Source organism: Rhizobium sp. BK591 (assembly GCF_014195045.1).
In the GTDB taxonomy this organism is placed as follows: Bacteria; Pseudomonadota; Alphaproteobacteria; order Rhizobiales; family Rhizobiaceae; genus Rhizobium; species Rhizobium anhuiense.
Genome location: NZ_JACIAZ010000006.1, coordinates 264,498 through 279,209 on the forward strand (window position 1 = coordinate 264,498; position 14,712 = coordinate 279,209).

Genomic DNA, 14,712 nt, shown 5'->3' on the forward strand with positions numbered 1-14,712 from the left:
GCCGCGCTGTATGCCAGGAGAAGCACCGCCGCCGTGACGATGTAGAATCAGATTCTGCCGGCGCGCGATGAAGGGCGGATCATCCTGTTTTTTCTATTGAATTTGATTGATTCGCGGCATCGTTTCCGCGCCTTGCGCTCTCATCCCTACATCTCGATGATCGATCGGCGGACGCGACCGACGATGGTGACGGCGCCCTGGAATTCCGGCGGCGGCACGTCCTCGTAGGAGGCGGGCTGGAAGGGCGGGTTGTCGTTCGGGCGATAGCGCTTGTAGGTCGCGGCGCCCGTTTCGTCGGCGACGACATAGAGCGCGTTCGGCGCCAGGCGCTTGTCGCGCAGATTGACGAAGATGATCGAGCCCGGCGGCGAGATCTTGTTCATCGAATTGCCCTCGACCTCGAGCGCGATCCATTCGCCATCGGGCAGATCGAGGGCGGCGACCGTCGGGAATTCCGAGAAGTCGGTGATCGGCGCCTGCTCGCTGAGCTGGCCGGCGCTGACCCAGGAGATCTTCGGCACATCGGCGACGGAGACCGGCAGCTCATCGGGATCGAGCGCGTTGCCGGTGCCGAACTGCAGCCAGTTGAGATTGACCTTGAAAGCGCGGGCATACTTCTTCGCATCGGCGATGCCGAAGCCGTTACGGCCGGATTCATGCGCCTTGTAGACATTCGCATTCCAGCCGAACCGATCGACGATCGCCTTCGGCCCGGCAAAGCCAGCATTCTTCCTGGCCATGACGAGGCGCTTTGCGCGTTCTTCGCGTTCAAATTGTTCCTGATCTTTCAACATGATATAAAAAATACCCTAAATTAAGGTACATGTCATGCCCTAATGTGCTTGACATATCGGGTATTAATTGTACCCTAATCGCCATGACAAACACCGACATCATCAACAACGGGCCAGCCTTTCGGACTGGAGGAGACGCCATGAGGTTCACCATTTCCTCGGAGGATAGGCTCGCCATGGACGTCGTGCCGACCGGCGTCGTCATTCACCGGCCGCAAGGCCCAAGGGGAGGGCGGATGTCCGCGATACCAGTTCGCAACGAGGATATCCCCTTCCTCGCCAAGGCCCTGCAGCAGGTGCTGAACGCCAACCGGGAGGTGGAGTCGCTGTGACCATCTCCACCCCGCCCGCCCGCTACACCGGCTGCCCGAATTGCGGCAAAGCGCTGTCGATCGCCGAGGTGATCGAGCGCCACTGCGAGACTTGCAGCCGGCCGACCAGCCCGAAAGAGCTGCGGGAGATCGCCCCCGGCGCTCTTCCGATCCCCGATCCCGACAGCCTCACTCCTCCCTGACGGCTATCGGTGGCTGGCGTCGTTGCCCTCCCTCGGCGACGCCGGCATCCCGGGCGCGACGATGTCGTGCCCGCCGGGCGCGCTCGTGCCCGACCCAGGCGGCGGCCTGGCAGACGACCGGAGCTTTTGCTCCGCAACAGAGCCGGGCTCCGGTCGTCATCCGTGAAAAATCAAAGACGTTGGCAGCACCCGCTTCGGCGGGAACGGCGAACCGCGTTCGAAAGAAGGATCAAGCGATGAGCTTCCAGCTCAAGGCCGCCCCGGCGCAGCAAGGCACCCACATGAACGCGCTCGAGCTCTTCCGCTCCGGCCGGGACTATATCGAAATCGCTGCCATCCTCGGCGTGTCGGTGCCGTCCGTCGAAACCGAGATCCACACGCTTCGAAGCGCCGAGAAGGGCGACACCGCCCAGCAGGACCATGCCGGCGCGGAGATTCGCCGCTTTCCCCGCCGCCCCCTCAAGCCGGGCACGCCGGTCAATTTCGCCGGCGGCCGACGGCGGCTGCGGGTTTGAGGCCGGCCATCTCAATCGGGAAAGGAACATCGCATGGCGAAGGAAACAATGAACCAGGAGATCATGGACATCCTCAGCCCGGTGCTGGGGGAGGAGCTGGCAGCGGCGATCATCGAGCATCGCAAACGCACGCTGAAGAAGCCGCTGACGGTTTATGCGGCGAGGATGCAGGCGCGGGAATATCTGGCGACCGGCGACCCGGTCGGCGCCGCCGAGATGCAGATCTTCCGCGGCTGGCAGGCGATCAAATGCGACTGGTACCTCAAGGAGAAGGCGAGGGAGGCCGGGTCGATCAACAGCAGTACGAGAAGGACGACAGTGGATGCCGCAAGAGATTTCCTCTCCGGTGAAGATCATAGCTGGGATGCTTTCGGGTTTCCCGGCATCCGCAGGCACTGATCCCGACATGCAGATCCGCGCCTATCTCGTCGCGATCGAGGGCATTCCGCTGGAGGCGGTCTGGCAGGCGGCCAAACTCTTCATCTGCGGAAAGGTCCGGGATCATAACCGCGCCTTCGCTCCGAGCTGCGCCAGTTTCGCCGAGCAATGCCGCCATCAGCAGGCGGCGATCGAGGCGGAGAGCCGCCCGCGCATGGAGGCCGAGCCGGAGAGGCCGCAGCCGAAGGTCGCCGCCTACAAGATGCAGCTGCTGCGCGACGCCGCCAATGGCAGCCGCAACGCCAAGCGGGAGCTCGCCAGGATGTTCCCCGACAACCCGATCATTGCAAGGGCCGCACGACCTGAGGAGGCATTGAGATGACCATCACATTCTGGACGGAAGACAAGATCGTCAAGGCGGAAAAGCTCTGGAAGGAAGGGCTGTCGGCAAGAGAGATCGCCGTCATGTTCGGATCGAAGAAGAACACCGTCATCAACATGGCATCCCGCAACCGCGACAGGTTTCCCTCGAGGCAGGACGCCTGGCATCCGCAGCCGAAGGCGGGCCCGCCCGTCCAGCCGATCCGCCACCCCGACCGCGTGACGCGGGTGACCATGTCGGGCGCGCATGTGACGATGCCGCGCGTGCCGTGCATCGATGGATATGCAGAGCCATGAGCAACGTCACCCCCCGCGAAACCGAAATCATCCGCTGGATGGCGGCGGGCAAGACGGCCGCCGAGATCGGCACCATTCTCGGCATCTCCCACATCACGGTGAATACGCACATATCAAACGCCAAGGCGCGGCTCGGCGTCTTCAAGGATACGGCGCTGGTCGCCGCGGCACTCAGAAACGGCATCATTCGATAGAAGGACGATCAGCATGGGCGGCAAAGCCACCAAGGTGAAGACAGGACGGGTCAACAAGGGCGCCGGCCGGCCGCGCAAGGAGAATGTCGAGCGCTTTCCCTGCGGCAAGATCAAGCCCTTCGAAACCGAGAAGGAGAATATCAGCGTGGCGATATCAGCCCGCCGCCGCATCCACGGCTTTGACAGGACGGTGGCCGACGAGACGGTCAAGAGCCCCTTTGCCGGCTATACCCTCGGCCGCATCTTCCTCGCCGGCCTGATCACCGCCGAACAGCGCCAGGCCGGCGACGACTATGCCGAGGCGATCGCCCGCTACCACAAGACCACAGGCATTCCGGCCCCGAGCCCGCGGGCGCAATCGCTCTTTGCCGTCAAGGGCCACGAAGGCGAGGTGACCGACACCCACGCCGACCGCGCCCGCAAGGCCAGCAACCGCATGATGGCCCTGCAGGGCATCCTGCTGCGCTGCCCTGATGGACCGCAGGTCAGGAGCACGGTCTATAATGTGACGGTGATGGACTACGACCATTTGCGCCAGATGCCGCCGCAGCAATTGTTGTGGCTGCGGCGGGGGTTGACGGCGTTGCGCGGGGCGAGGGGTGGGTGATAATGGGGCAGAAGCCTCATGTCTCTCAGTCAGATTTGCGGCTAGACGGGTCCAGTAGCCTTCAAAGTCCCTTCACATGCGTTCCGCTACCACGTTGTGTCGTCGGCCAAGCTCTGATCGGCTATTCGTGGACAATCAAAGGTAAACGGCGGCGCACCTCCGGGTGTTGCCTTCACCTACGCGCCCGGCCGCGGCGGGCAAGATGCCGAGCGGATATTGCAGGGGTTTACGGGTATCCTTCAGGTTGACGCCTACGCCGGATATAATCGGCTGATCGCACCGGATCGTGCCGGTCCCAACATCTGGCTAGCCTTTTGTTGGGCGCATGCCCGGCGCAAGCTGGTTGAGATCGCCCGCAACGGCTCGGCACCGATTGCCGAGGAAGGCGTGAAGCGGATCGGCGAACTCTATCGCGTCGAAGGCGAGCTGCGCGGTCTCGGAGCGATTTTGCTGTCAGGCCAAACCGGTGCTTATGTAGTCATAAAAATTTTCCAATGATCCCGATGACATAAGGCTCCACTGGCAGGATCATGGCCTGTCGTCGAGAGCTTCATCAGGCGCGTTGGGCTGACCGCAAAGTCAATAAACTTCGCGTTCAGCCCAATCGTTCGCAAGTCGCTGTCTTAGCCCTTAGCGAACTTCTGGACAGCGAGCACGTCGAAATAGTCCCGCCACTCGACAATCTTGTCGCCTTCGACCTCGAAGATTCCCATAATCATCACGCGCCCGATTTCACTGCCGTCGGCACGCTCGAACCGGTCGAGCCTTTCGGTGAGAACGCGGGGGCCGTCTGCGGCTATTGCGAGCATGTCGATATGGACGGTCGAGATGCCCATCGATTTCTCCAGTTCGTCGATCATGGCGATGGCCTCGTCGACGCCCGTCGTAACTGATACACCTTCGTTGACCCAGCGCGTGTTGGGCGTGAGCCAACGACGGACCGCTGGTCTTCCGCCGTCTTCAACGAACGCCGCGCAAAAGGCCGAAACAGTTTCGATTGGGGTGGGCATGACAGTTTCTCCTGGATCATCAGAAGCCCCAATGGCCTCCGTCTTTAAAGCGACAATAGGATTTGAACCGCGATGCTACGATGCCGGAACTTCCGTCATTCTTGCCCGTTCTTCCGGAGCGCTTGATAGGACTGGGCAATCGGCTTAGTGTCGCTCAATGACAGAACTTGACAAAATACGCGACATAGCAATGCGCCACGCAGGCAGTCCGAGTCTTAAATTGCCGAGGCTGTTCGCTTACACTCTCGACCATACGACCGAGATCGACCCGCTGATCTATGATCCGGCGGCATCCTTGGTGATACAGGGCACTCAGCGCATGTTTATCGGCGACAAGAAGTTCGAGTACGGACCTGGTCAAAGCATGATCGTCGCGGCCGAGATCGCCGCGTTGGGACAGGTATGCGAGGCTTCACAAGATAGACCGTTTGTCGCAGTCGGTCTTTTTTTGGACCCGGCTCTTTTGTCCGACCTCGTCCTTGAGATGGCAGCGATGCCCGAGTTGCCGATTGAATCGGGATACGGTGTCAGCACTGCGAGTGCGTCGCTTCTCGGCGCTTGGGGCAGACTGCTGGAACTGCTCGATCGCCCGACCGAAATCCCGGTCATGGCTAAGCTTCTGGAGCATGAACTCATGTTTCGGCTGCTGATGGGCCCGCACGGAGGCCTCTTGCGCCAGATTGCCGGGTCAGATTCTCGACTGATGCACATTCGAAAGGCCATGACCTGGATACGCGACCATTACACCGAACGTCTCGATTTCAAGGCGGTCGCGGCTCTTGCAGGCATGAGCGTATCCGTTTTTTACGACCGCTTTAAAGCCGTCGCCGCCGTCAGTCCGCTTCAGTATCAGAAATACATTCGGCTCCATGAGGCGCGCCGACGCATGATCGCAAATCAGGCAGGTGCGGCCGAGGTGGGGTTCGCGGTTGGTTACGAGAGCGCCTCGCAGTTCAGCCGTGAGTACAGACGTCTCTTTGGAGCGCCTCCGGGCCAAGACACTAAAAGAGCGAAGGCGGGATTATTGGGAGGCACTACTCCGCCAAGAGTGCTTGGTGCTCGGCCAGATGGTGCCTGAACAGTTGGCCGTATTCCCGAACCACGGCCGCGACGACGCTCTCTCGTGGAGCCAAAGCCTCGGGCCATTGTGTTATGCGCGGGAGACCTGAAATAACATCTGCGCCACGGTCGGGTCGATGAACTCGAAATACCGGAACACAGCCGCGGTTGACCACACTGAACAGGCGGCTCAACGAGCGGTGTATCGATGCCGCGCAGCTCGCCGCCGGTGAACGCGTCGTCGACTTTGGAGCCGGCCTTGGTCAGTATTCGCGGATGATGGCACGGGTCACGGGCGTCCCAGTGCTCGGGCTGGAGCGAAGTCCCGAACAGATCGCCGAGGCGTTGCGCCAAGCGGCGGCCGACGACGATACCGCAATGATCGAGATGAGGCAGGGCGACGTCCTCGATCCGCCCCTTCGTGACGACGAGCTAGGTCGGTTCGACGTCGCTCACGCTCGCTTCGTCCTTGAGCACATACCCGACCCGCTGCAGGTGGTTCGCAACATGGCGCGCGCGGTGCGGCCGGGTGGCCGTGTGATCCTGTCCGATGACGACTACGACGGTCTGCGGCTATGGCGGGAACCCCCGGGGTTCTCGCCGGTCTGAAACGCCTATCAGCGCACCTATGACAGGCATTGCAACGACCCTATCGTCGGGCGCCGCCTCGTGCAGTTGCTTCACCAGGCGGACCTACGTCCACGCCGTAACACGCTTGTCTTTTTCGGCGGTTGCGCGGGTGATGCCGATTTCGAGGATGTGGTTCGCAACATTGCGAGCATCGTCGACGAAGCGATCGACGACATCGTGGCGACCGGGCTTTCACGAGACGCGGTCACGGCAGGTCTCGACACCTTGATCGAGTGGAGCAGGGCGCCAGCTTCGGCGGTGTGGTTCGGCATGTCATGGGCAGAAGGGATTCGGCCCCTCTGACGTCGGCAGCCCGTAGACTGCCGATTTCGGCGATGATCGCATGAAGCCGTCCTCCTGCTTCGCACCATCGATGACGAAGGTGTCGACAAAGTCCCCGAGCCCCAGCGCTGCGTCACGCAGCGATCCTCCGTCCGTGCTGTCCTGCATGCGGCTTGTGGCAGGAACCGATTGTTGCTCACATAAATCCTGGATTCCGGGGTAGGTATTTGACCCACTCACCGAAGCCGGGTGCTGCCCAGCACGTCGGTGGCTGCCAAATCCTGCGCCCGGGCTGGCCTGTAAATGACAGAGATCGAGGACTCCCCACAGCAATATCAAACGGGGTGAACACGCCCCGCAGTGTCGCAAATGCCCCGACGTCACGCTGCTCGGCCCGCTGAGGTGATTACAGCCGTCTGCCTTGATGGGAAGGCTTCACGAGGCTGAGAATGTCACCATGACACCGCGCTGGCGAAAGTAGGCCTGCATTCGCTTCCTGCCGGACCGGTTATTCTGCACGAGCCTGGCCGGGTCGAATACGGCCTCTTTTAAACCCGCCCGCGTCAACGCCGCCTTGAGAGCGGCGATATGCGCGTCGATGTCGGCGTTATCAGCCTGGAGCGACTCATAAATGCGGTTTGTTGCATCGGCTACGGTCGGTTCGCTCACTATTACACTCCTGTTGTCGTCTGGCTGGCCTGACCGTATTGGGGTGAAACCGGTTCACGTCAATGGGTGACAGTGAATTGGAAGATCTCGTCCGCTTTCGAAGATGAAGCACAGAAGCAGCCCTGCCATCGGGGTTTGCCGTCGAAACCTCACGGCAACAAAGCGCCAAAAGCCGCCATTCCGCCCCAGCGGGTGATCAGATCACGAATTCCTCCTGGTACGTCTGTGGCTCGGGAACGACCGTAACCTCCACCGGAATGATCCAATTGGCCGCGTAGCTCTCGCAGTCGGAACGCTGGAGGTCGGGCTGCGCGCTCCCCGCCCCATCGACAGCGCGACATCGCAGTGTATATCGCCCCACTTCTTCAGGGGTCCACATGTACTCCCACAAGCGCCATGCAAAGGGACGTTCTGTTTCGAGGAGCCTTCCCTCGCGCCAGCCCCTGCCATCTCCGGTGCAGACCTGCACCTGCCGGATAGGAGCCTCTCCGCTCCAGGCGGCTCCAAAAATCCGGTACGGTTGGCCGGCGATGAGCTGCGCCCCCTGGACGGGACGCGCGATCTGCGCTTTGACCTCCATCTCCGCAAGGGGGACCAGCCTGGGTTCCCCGAGGTTGCGCTCCCAACGGAAATAGTCGCGCGCCTGCCAGTAGCCAAGGAACGGTTGCTCCACAACCGTGATATCCGTGATCCACTTGACCCAAGCCATGCCGAACCAGCCACCCACGACCGCGCGCAGCGGGTAGCCGTGATCGCGCGTCAACGGCGCCTCGTTCATCGAATAGGCAAGGATCGTGCTGTCAGCGATGGCCTTCTCAAGCGGTAAACTGCGCGCAAAAGCGATGGGACCGGGAGAAGCCGTTTTCTTGTTCGTGTCGACGACGCCGCTGTCGGCGCCTGCGAGCAGAACCTCACATGCGGTTGGCTTAACGCCTGCCATTTCCAAAATCTCGCGCAGAAGAACACCTGTCCACGCGGCATTGCCGACGGCTCCGTTCTGCCACTGCAACCCCTCCTTCGGCGGCTCATAGTAGACGCGCCCGTTCCCTGCACACTCGACGACGGCTGATAAAGTCGTGCTCCGCATCGCCTTGATGCTGTCGAGGTCAAGTTCGATCGGCCGCTCCACCGCCCCGCCGACGCGCAATCTCCAGTCTCGCGCATCGATGTCCGGCGACGCAAAATGGTTTCGCACGAAGAACTGCTCGGTCGGGATCAGCCAATCGGAGAGCGACGCAAACGGAAACTCGATATTCGGTGGGGATTTCTGTCGAACTATCAGACTGGGTTGCTGTGGTGTCGGCATCGTCCTCGTCTCCCCTTTGAACGTCGGCTCTCGGTCGCGCAAATTCGGGTGCGATCACACCGCCCCTCGCAGTGCGTCTGTCGCATTCCGCCTTCGGGCCGCATCCTAACACATAGCACGTTCCTTGGATCGACCTCGAACGGCAGCAAAGGGCGGTAAAGCAGCCTTATCCTTCGATAAGCAAGCCTCCGTCCGGCGGTGCTATTTCAAAGGCAGGAACAGCTCCGCGACCTCGGAACACCACGCCCGAGAGAGTCAACAGACCCCGGTACCAGCGCCCGTCGTCACGCTTTCACCACCGAGAAGAACAGGAACCGCGGCTTGGTCGTCAGGCTCTGATAGGCCTGCGGAAAAAGTGCGCGGGCTTGCGGGTCGGGCTGGGGCTCGCTGACGGTGTCGATCTGAAAGCGGGCCGACTTCAGCGCCTCGAACATGGCGTGCAGCGGCCGATGCCAGAAGCGCATGGCGATCTCCCTTCCGCCGCGCTGCCAGGTCTCATCGAAGCTGTAGGTCTCGAAATAATTGTCGCGGCCGGTCGAGGCGTGATCCATGAAGGGATGGTGCGTGGAAAAAACCAGGCGACCGCCTGCCGCGAGCAGCCGGTTGAATTCCGAAAGCGGCCTCGACCAGTCGGGCAGATAATGCATGACGAGCGAGGCAAGGATCAGGTCGAAAGCCTTGTCCTCGAATGGCAAGGGCTCGTTGAGATCAGCGGTCAGCAGGCGCGCGCGCCCTTCCAGGCGACGCTGCGCGATATCAAGCATGCCGGCACTTGCGTCGATCCCGGTCACGACAGCCCCGCGCTCGATCAGCGCTGCCGCATGCGCCCCGCCGCCGCATCCGGCATCGAGCACGGAAAGCCCGGCGGCGTCGCCAACCAGGGCAAGAATAGCCGGCCGCTCGTAATAGGCATTCCAGGCATTGACCTCGTTATCGGCATCATAAGCCGCCGCGAACGCATCATAATCATTCTCGGCCAAGATTTTCCCCTTTTCAGAGACTGTTCGAGGATGCCTGAGGGGCAGGAGTTTGCCCGATCGAGCTGTATAGTCAGAGTTGGCTGCGTCGGCAAAGTTTGAACTCAGGTCTCGGCCTCGGTGCATTAGCCTGGGAGCGTCACCGGCCTGCCATGAGGCGTGCTGAGATAGGCTTGACGCCATGCGCTCTCGCGCCGATCCACTTCCGAATAAGACGCTATTCCGGTACGATCGAGAACAAGTTCGAGGGCCGCCTTGAACGCCCCGTAATAGGTCGCATCGTCGTCGGTCTCACCAGCGCGTGCGCGCTTTTCGAGCTCCGCGCCCAGGGTTTGCGACCAGTCCTCCGGGTCCAGTTTTCCCGAAGCGAGCAGCAGTTCGACAATCGCGACGACTTGCGCATGCCATTGCTCCTGGAAGGCAGGATTTCGGTCGCGAGATCGAAGACAAGCACGGGAAATCTCAGGCCGGGTCAAGGTAGCTCTCCCACATGTCGATCAGCAGCACGTCGCGGCTGTCAGCCGCTTCGGGCCAAAGCTCCTTCATATCGAAGCGAACCGCGTAGGTCTGCTCGATGGAAATTCTGCCGGTCGCGGAAAGATCCGGCAGAGGCTGCGGCCCTGTCACGCTTTCGACGATACCGCGGCGCCCTCGCACGTAGGATGGCAAACGGGTGTGCATCGAACCGCTGTCTCGCTTGGCGAGGACCTTGTCGCCGGGTTTGAAGGAATCAATGGTTTTCGCGCTCTCTGCCTGCGGCGGCATATGGCGCAACTGCATCGTCGCAGACCTTGCATGCCCGTCCACGAATTCCTGGACATCTGCAATGCCTTCATCGATCGCCGTGACCATCATTGCCAGCATCCACTTTTCGAAATAGTCGAAGCGGAGATAGAGGTCGGGCGGCAACCGTTCCAGAACGTGGCGATACCAGTCGAGCGTCCATCCGGTTTCTTGCTGGCTGAGTTTCGACATCGACATCATCGCAATCGCCCAGACACGTGCTTTCCATTCTTCAGGAAACATGCGCTGGTCATCATCGAACTGGTGTAAAACCGGCCCAAATCCCTGTCTGCCGCCGAGATCGTGGATAGTATCCATCAACTGGCCCTCGGCGCGAGATCCCTGGCCGTGCCGATCATCGAGTTGCGGGTGACGAGCGTGGCAAGCTGCTCTTCCGACCAGCCTTCGGTCCCGTCGGGCCGCTGCGGAATGACCATGTAACGACGATCGGATGTTGAATCCCATACCCTGATCTCTACGGATTCCGGCAACACGATGCCGAACTCCTGCAGGACGCCACGAGGATTGCGGACGGCACGCGCCCTGTACTCGGTCGATTTATACCAGGAAGGCGACATGCCGAGGATGCCGAGCGGATAGCAGGAGCACAGGGTGCAGACGATCAGGTTGTGAACATCCGGCGTGTTGAAGACTGCGCGCAGATTGTAATCCGGCTCGACGCTTGGCACCACCTCTGCAAAAGCAGAGATCGCATTCCCCGCCAGCCGATCGGCGAAGGCTTGATCCGTCCAGGCATGTGCAATCACCTTGGCGCCGTTCATCGGCCCGACATTCTCTGAATAGTTGTCGAGCCACATGTCGACAGCATCGGCACCGAGAAAGCCCTTTTCGGTCAGAACCGTTTCCAGGGCCTTCAGACGCAACGCCGGTGCCGGCGGAAGGTGGCTATGCAATTCGCGATGAAGTTTGGCGGCCTTGTCAGAGTCATACGAGGTCATGGCGCTCCCCCTGGCTGACAATCATTTTCGGCGTCAAGTAGTAGCGCAAAAAGCGCGTTTTGTCATGTCTGCGGCAGGCCGCCCGCCATCAGAGGCCTGCAAATCGGACGGGCCGCGCCAAGAGGGAATCTATGCCGGCGAATGAGGCGGGAGCGGTTCCTTCATCGTCTGGCGCTGGCCTTTCCTGCGGTTCGCTGCTCGGCGGCGAGAGCTGTTCGCCGCCGAGCGGGCAGTCGCACGCCCTACGGCGTAACCGTCAGCCTGGCTTGCATCCCGGCTTCGTAGTGGCCCTTCATGTTGCAGAAGAGCAGGTAGGTCCCCGGCGTCAGCCTGGCGTTCAGCTTGCCGCTGGCGCCTGGTTTCAGATCGGAAACCTCGCCCAGGCTTTTCAGCTTCGATTCATCGATGCGATTCTTTGTGGCGTTGACCGGGATGGGCAGGTCCGGGGATTTCAGGCGAACGACGACCATTTCATGCTGCTCGGTCATCGCATCGTTGTGGACTGCGAAGGTCGCGGGGCCGGCTTTCACCGTTGGCGGGTCGAGCTTCAGCGACATCGCCCCGCCGCCCTCTCCATCTTCCGTGACATTGATCACCGTGGCGGCAAAGCTTGTTCCGGCCGAGCAGGCGAGAATGGCAGCTCCGGCAAGCAGGGGCAGCAATCTGGCACGTGGTTTCATCGTTGGTCTCCGTCTGTGGTGGGTGAGGGCGCTGAGCGGCGTGCTCAAGCCAAGGATCATCCGGTGCGGCACGCAGTGGGTCGCTATCGTCATCGAAGGCGCGTTGGTTGCATTCTGATCGGGGGAAGGGAAGTGCCCGCTGCGTGTCGCAAGAGAGCTGGTAGCGCGGCATTCTTACGCGTCCTTTGCCGGGACTATACCAATCCGTAAGAATGCAGGCCTGGGCACTCTGCCGGCCACTTTACGAAAATGTATAGCTGGGGCGAGGTCCCCGTGAGGTTTGGAGCGCAGGCTTGGCGCCGTCATTGCCAAGTCGAGGTAGCTCTCTCATGAATATGCGCGCCGCGCCTGCCACCCTTATGCCGGCCATTCATCCGGTCAGCCTGCGGGTCAACACCTACCTGATCAATCTCGACCGTGCGCCATTGCGCAGGTTTCGAATGGAGCGCCTGCTGGCAAGCGTCGGCCTTGCCTTCGAGCGTGTGGCGGCGGTCGATGGCGCGGGCCTAAGCCTGCCGCATCCGGGCTTCGACGAAGCGGCCTATCTCAGCCGGCACGGCCGCCGGCCGAACCCTTTCGAGATCGGCTGCTATCTCAGCCATGTCGAATGCGCCAGGCGCTTCCTTGCCGACGATGCCGAGTTCGCGCTCATTCTGGAAGACGATCTCGATTTCGATGACGATCTGGCCGAGCTGATCGACGCCGCCCTCGAGCATCAGGCGCGCTGGGACATCCTGCGTCTGTCCACCGTCAGTTCCGGGAAAAAGCACAAGGTGGAGCCGCTGACCGCGTCGCGCTCGCTTGCCATCGCGCTCACCCGCGAGAAGGGGTCCGGCGCCTATCTGATCAATCGCAAGGCGGCCGGGTGGATTGCCGGTGCGCTTCTGCCCATGTGCCTGCCCTATGATCTCGCCTTCGATCTGGAGTTCGATGAAGGGCTGAGCGCCTGCTTCGTCGACCCGGCGCCGGTGAGCCAAAGGGCGGATCCCTGTTCCCAGATACAGGCAGGGCTGTCGACCTACCGGCTTGGCCGCCGCCGGCCATGGAGCGTCCTGCCCTATCGCACGGCCGCTGAAATGCGCCGGTTTGCGCGCCGCTTGCGCCGTCTCGCGGCTTGGAGGGTGAGCGGTTAGAACCGCTCCCCCGGGGATGAGCGACTAGAACCGCTCCCCCGGGGATGAGCGGCTAGAACCGCTCCCCCGGGGATGAGCGACTAGAACCGCTCCCCCGGGGATGAGCGGTCAGAACCGCTCCCCCGGCATTAGCGGGAAGCCGATCGAAACGATGAGGCCGGGATGATTGTCCGCCATGGTGATATCAGCCGAATGCAGCTCGGCGATGGCCTTGACGAGGCTGAGTCCGAGGCCGCTTCCCGGTGTCGTGCGGCTCTTGTCGAGCCGGTAGAGACGCCGGAAGACCTTGTCCCTTTCGCCAGCGGGAATGCCGGGGCCGCTATCGGCGACCGAGAGGACGGCGCGGCCGCCCTGGCGGCGGAGCGAAACCGTGATGTCGGTTCCGGCCGGGCAGTGGTTGATCGCGTTTTCCACCAGGTTGGCGATCATCTGCGTCAACAGATCGCGGTCGCCCCAAATGAGCGCGGGACAGCGCTCCGCGATCGTCAAGGACTGGCGCGCATCTTCCGCGACATCGACATAGACTTCGGAAATCACGGCCAGCACGGCATCGATGTCGGTCGCCTGGAAACGCTCCTTGCGGGCGCCGGCCTCGATCTGGGAAATGCGCAGCAGCGCCTCGAAGGTGGCGTTGATCCGGTCGCTCTCGTGTCTCGCTTCGTCAAGCAGAGCCGAAACATCCGCCTGCCGGTCATTTCCAGCCACCGCGGCATCCAGCGTCAGGCGCAACCGGTTGAGCGGCGTCTTCAGATCGTGGGCGATATCGGCACTCACCTGCCGCATGCTCTCGACCAATCTCTGCAGCCGCTCCAGCGCCGCGTTGATCTGGAGCGCCACCATATCGAGATCGTCGCCGTTGCCGCTGATGGCAATGCGGGCGTCGAGCGCGCCGTGCGAGACGTCGTTCATCGTAAGGGCGACCCGGTCCAGCCGCGCCTGGGCACGAACGGCAAGAAAGACGCCGCCGCCGATCGCCGTCGCCACGACGATCGCGGCGGCCCATTCGAAGCTCACCAGCACGATCCGCAGCATCTCGTCGACATCGTTGAAGTTTTCCGCCACCACCAGGCTGTAGGGGCCGACGGTCGACACCTGCATCCGATAGCGTTCGTGCCCCTTCAGCCCGACATCCCTGGAGGTGACGGTATAGACGCCGTTCGGGATGCGGGGTGCGGCGAAATTGCCGGCAAGTTTGCGCCCGCCTGCATCGGTTAGCGAATAAAGCCCGTCGGAGGTCGATTGGAAGCTCGCATAATTGTTCAGCGTGTTGACCAGATCCTCGGTGTCATTGGGTTCGTAGGTCGAGACGATCAGCGAATTCATCTCGCCCAGCGACTGTTCGAGATCGCGCGCAAGGCCGAGGCGCAGCATGTGATAGATGATCGTGCCGCTCAAGATGAAGGCGACGACGAACAGCACGCCGAAGGTGACGGCAAGCCGGAACGGCGTGCTCCTGCGCAGGCTGGAGCATGATGCCGAAAAGTGTGCGCGGCTTTCGGACGACATCATGCTCTTACTCTTTAAATTGCGAACAGGATGGGCCT

The 14,712-nt window shown here is 61.7% G+C and carries 22 protein-coding genes and 1 pseudogene; 13 read left to right on the top strand and 10 right to left on the bottom strand.

Annotated features, from left to right (window positions below; translation table 11 throughout):
• Positions 1–146 precede the first annotated feature (146 nt).
• On the bottom strand, positions 147–794 hold the full coding sequence (locus FHX10_RS25780) for a S24 family peptidase (protein WP_007627142.1): 648 nt from the start codon (positions 792–794) through the stop codon (positions 147–149).
• 140 nt (positions 795–934) lie between these two features.
• Here FHX10_RS25780 and FHX10_RS25785 point away from each other — a divergent pair, with 140 nt between their 5' ends.
• The 9 genes and pseudogenes from FHX10_RS25785 to FHX10_RS25825 form a co-directional block, all read left to right on the top strand.
• Positions 935–1,126, top strand: coding sequence for a hypothetical protein (locus tag FHX10_RS25785; protein WP_047614454.1), 192 nt, complete (start codon positions 935–937; stop codon positions 1,124–1,126).
• Complete coding sequence (locus FHX10_RS25790) at positions 1,123–1,308, top strand: hypothetical protein (protein ID WP_047614037.1); 186 nt, start codon at positions 1,123–1,125, stop codon at positions 1,306–1,308. Before FHX10_RS25785 ends, FHX10_RS25790 begins: the two co-directional genes overlap by 4 nt.
• Before the next feature lie 236 nt (positions 1,309–1,544).
• On the top strand, positions 1,545–1,823 hold the full coding sequence (locus tag FHX10_RS25795) for a sigma-70 family RNA polymerase sigma factor (RefSeq protein ID WP_184390564.1): 279 nt from the start codon (positions 1,545–1,547) through the stop codon (positions 1,821–1,823).
• 33 nt (positions 1,824–1,856) lie between these two features.
• Positions 1,857–2,222 (top strand): hypothetical protein, encoded by a 366-nt coding sequence (locus FHX10_RS25800; RefSeq protein WP_184390567.1) that lies wholly within the window; start codon positions 1,857–1,859, stop codon positions 2,220–2,222.
• The gene (locus tag FHX10_RS25805) at positions 2,188–2,583 is read left to right on the top strand and encodes a hypothetical protein (RefSeq protein WP_063476534.1); all 396 of its coding nucleotides are present in this window, start codon (positions 2,188–2,190) and stop codon (positions 2,581–2,583) included. The genes FHX10_RS25800 and FHX10_RS25805 overlap by 35 nt, the downstream gene beginning before the upstream one ends.
• Positions 2,580–2,879: a GcrA cell cycle regulator gene (locus FHX10_RS25810; protein WP_127430456.1), complete on the top strand. Its 300-nt coding sequence runs from the start codon at positions 2,580–2,582 to the stop codon at positions 2,877–2,879. Before FHX10_RS25805 ends, FHX10_RS25810 begins: the two co-directional genes overlap by 4 nt.
• Positions 2,876–3,073, top strand: a complete 198-nt coding sequence (locus FHX10_RS25815) for a response regulator transcription factor (protein ID WP_047614045.1) — start codon at positions 2,876–2,878, stop codon at positions 3,071–3,073. The genes FHX10_RS25810 and FHX10_RS25815 overlap by 4 nt, the downstream gene beginning before the upstream one ends.
• 13 nt (positions 3,074–3,086) lie before the next feature.
• Positions 3,087–3,680 carry a hypothetical protein gene (locus FHX10_RS25820; RefSeq protein WP_184390570.1) on the top strand — a complete coding sequence of 198 codons (594 nt, stop codon included), beginning with the start codon at positions 3,087–3,089 and terminating at the stop codon, positions 3,678–3,680.
• Between the two features lie 147 nt (positions 3,681–3,827).
• A pseudogene (locus FHX10_RS25825) lies at positions 3,828–4,115 on the top strand (transposase); the annotation flags it as partial.
• A gap of 188 nt (positions 4,116–4,303) precedes the next feature.
• Here the strand turns inward: FHX10_RS25825 and FHX10_RS25830 are convergent.
• Positions 4,304–4,690 (bottom strand): limonene-1,2-epoxide hydrolase, encoded by a 387-nt coding sequence (locus FHX10_RS25830; RefSeq protein WP_125850297.1) that lies wholly within the window; start codon positions 4,688–4,690, stop codon positions 4,304–4,306.
• 157 nt (positions 4,691–4,847) lie between these two features.
• Between FHX10_RS25830 and FHX10_RS25835 the strand changes: the two genes are divergently transcribed.
• From FHX10_RS25835 to FHX10_RS25845, 3 genes are all read left to right on the top strand, one after another.
• Complete coding sequence (locus tag FHX10_RS25835) at positions 4,848–5,768, top strand: AraC family transcriptional regulator (protein ID WP_184390573.1); 921 nt, start codon at positions 4,848–4,850, stop codon at positions 5,766–5,768.
• Positions 5,769–5,917: 149 nt separating this feature from the next.
• A complete protein-coding gene (locus FHX10_RS25840; RefSeq protein ID WP_184390576.1) occupies positions 5,918–6,358 on the top strand; it encodes a class I SAM-dependent methyltransferase in 441 nt (146 codons plus the stop codon).
• A gap of 60 nt (positions 6,359–6,418) precedes the next feature.
• A complete protein-coding gene (locus FHX10_RS25845) occupies positions 6,419–6,682 on the top strand; it encodes a hypothetical protein (protein ID WP_184390579.1) in 264 nt (87 codons plus the stop codon).
• Positions 6,683–7,096: 414 nt separating this feature from the next.
• Here FHX10_RS25845 and FHX10_RS25850 read toward each other — a convergent pair whose 3' ends face one another.
• The 7 genes from FHX10_RS25850 to FHX10_RS25880 form a co-directional block, all read right to left on the bottom strand.
• Positions 7,097–7,333 (bottom strand): hypothetical protein, encoded by a 237-nt coding sequence (locus FHX10_RS25850; RefSeq protein ID WP_127430454.1) that lies wholly within the window; start codon positions 7,331–7,333, stop codon positions 7,097–7,099.
• Between the two features lie 193 nt (positions 7,334–7,526).
• Positions 7,527–8,636 carry a sulfite oxidase gene (locus tag FHX10_RS25855; RefSeq protein ID WP_168333924.1) on the bottom strand — a complete coding sequence of 370 codons (1,110 nt, stop codon included), beginning with the start codon at positions 8,634–8,636 and terminating at the stop codon, positions 7,527–7,529.
• A 284-nt stretch (positions 8,637–8,920) separates the two neighbouring features.
• Positions 8,921–9,616, bottom strand: a complete 696-nt coding sequence (locus FHX10_RS25860; RefSeq protein WP_168333923.1) for a class I SAM-dependent methyltransferase — start codon at positions 9,614–9,616, stop codon at positions 8,921–8,923.
• Between the two features lie 122 nt (positions 9,617–9,738).
• Entirely contained in the window at positions 9,739–10,089 is a 351-nt protein-coding gene (locus tag FHX10_RS25865; RefSeq protein ID WP_168333922.1) for a hypothetical protein, read from the bottom strand.
• Positions 10,076–10,714 carry a nitrile hydratase subunit beta gene (nthB, locus tag FHX10_RS25870; RefSeq protein WP_097542789.1) on the bottom strand — a complete coding sequence of 213 codons (639 nt, stop codon included), beginning with the start codon at positions 10,712–10,714 and terminating at the stop codon, positions 10,076–10,078. The genes FHX10_RS25865 and nthB overlap by 14 nt, the downstream gene beginning before the upstream one ends.
• Positions 10,714–11,355 carry a nitrile hydratase subunit alpha gene (nthA, locus tag FHX10_RS25875; RefSeq protein ID WP_097542788.1) on the bottom strand — a complete coding sequence of 214 codons (642 nt, stop codon included), beginning with the start codon at positions 11,353–11,355 and terminating at the stop codon, positions 10,714–10,716. Before nthA ends, nthB begins: the two co-directional genes overlap by 1 nt.
• Positions 11,356–11,597: 242 nt before the next feature.
• Positions 11,598–12,035 (bottom strand): copper resistance protein, encoded by a 438-nt coding sequence (locus FHX10_RS25880; protein ID WP_047614059.1) that lies wholly within the window; start codon positions 12,033–12,035, stop codon positions 11,598–11,600.
• Between the two features lie 329 nt (positions 12,036–12,364).
• On the opposite strand from FHX10_RS25880, the gene FHX10_RS25885 reads away from it, so the two are divergent.
• Complete coding sequence (locus tag FHX10_RS25885) at positions 12,365–13,168, top strand: glycosyltransferase family 25 protein (RefSeq protein WP_168333921.1); 804 nt, start codon at positions 12,365–12,367, stop codon at positions 13,166–13,168.
• Between the two features lie 108 nt (positions 13,169–13,276).
• Here FHX10_RS25885 and FHX10_RS25890 read toward each other — a convergent pair whose 3' ends face one another.
• Positions 13,277–14,677 (bottom strand): sensor histidine kinase, encoded by a 1,401-nt coding sequence (locus FHX10_RS25890; RefSeq protein WP_168333920.1) that lies wholly within the window; start codon positions 14,675–14,677, stop codon positions 13,277–13,279.
• Between the last annotated feature and the right edge of the window lie 35 nt (positions 14,678–14,712).

What these genes read in the sequence shown, in the direction of transcription:
- FHX10_RS25810 (WP_127430456.1), top strand. Translation starts at nt 2,580, where the DNA reads ATGACCATCACATTCTGGACGGAAGACAAGATCGTCAAGGCGGAAAAG.
- FHX10_RS25855 (WP_168333924.1), bottom strand. Translation starts at nt 8,636, where the DNA reads ATGCCGACACCACAGCAACCCAGTCTGATAGTTCGACAGAAATCCCCA.
- FHX10_RS25815 (WP_047614045.1), top strand. Translation starts at nt 2,876, where the DNA reads ATGAGCAACGTCACCCCCCGCGAAACCGAAATCATCCGCTGGATGGCG.
- FHX10_RS25795 (WP_184390564.1), top strand. Translation starts at nt 1,545, where the DNA reads ATGAGCTTCCAGCTCAAGGCCGCCCCGGCGCAGCAAGGCACCCACATG.
- FHX10_RS25885 (WP_168333921.1), top strand. Translation starts at nt 12,365, where the DNA reads ATGAATATGCGCGCCGCGCCTGCCACCCTTATGCCGGCCATTCATCCG.
- FHX10_RS25800 (WP_184390567.1), top strand. Translation starts at nt 1,857, where the DNA reads ATGGCGAAGGAAACAATGAACCAGGAGATCATGGACATCCTCAGCCCG.
- FHX10_RS25835 (WP_184390573.1), top strand. Translation starts at nt 4,848, where the DNA reads ATGACAGAACTTGACAAAATACGCGACATAGCAATGCGCCACGCAGGC.
- FHX10_RS25780 (WP_007627142.1), bottom strand. Translation starts at nt 794, where the DNA reads ATGTTGAAAGATCAGGAACAATTTGAACGCGAAGAACGCGCAAAGCGC.
- FHX10_RS25830 (WP_125850297.1), bottom strand. Translation starts at nt 4,690, where the DNA reads ATGCCCACCCCAATCGAAACTGTTTCGGCCTTTTGCGCGGCGTTCGTT.
- FHX10_RS25785 (WP_047614454.1), top strand. Translation starts at nt 935, where the DNA reads ATGAGGTTCACCATTTCCTCGGAGGATAGGCTCGCCATGGACGTCGTG.
- FHX10_RS25805 (WP_063476534.1), top strand. Translation starts at nt 2,188, where the DNA reads ATGCTTTCGGGTTTCCCGGCATCCGCAGGCACTGATCCCGACATGCAG.
- FHX10_RS25890 (WP_168333920.1), bottom strand. Translation starts at nt 14,677, where the DNA reads ATGATGTCGTCCGAAAGCCGCGCACACTTTTCGGCATCATGCTCCAGC.
- FHX10_RS25820 (WP_184390570.1), top strand. Translation starts at nt 3,087, where the DNA reads ATGGGCGGCAAAGCCACCAAGGTGAAGACAGGACGGGTCAACAAGGGC.
- nthB (WP_097542789.1), bottom strand. Translation starts at nt 10,714, where the DNA reads ATGGATACTATCCACGATCTCGGCGGCAGACAGGGATTTGGGCCGGTT.
- nthA (WP_097542788.1), bottom strand. Translation starts at nt 11,355, where the DNA reads ATGACCTCGTATGACTCTGACAAGGCCGCCAAACTTCATCGCGAATTG.
- FHX10_RS25880 (WP_047614059.1), bottom strand. Translation starts at nt 12,035, where the DNA reads ATGAAACCACGTGCCAGATTGCTGCCCCTGCTTGCCGGAGCTGCCATT.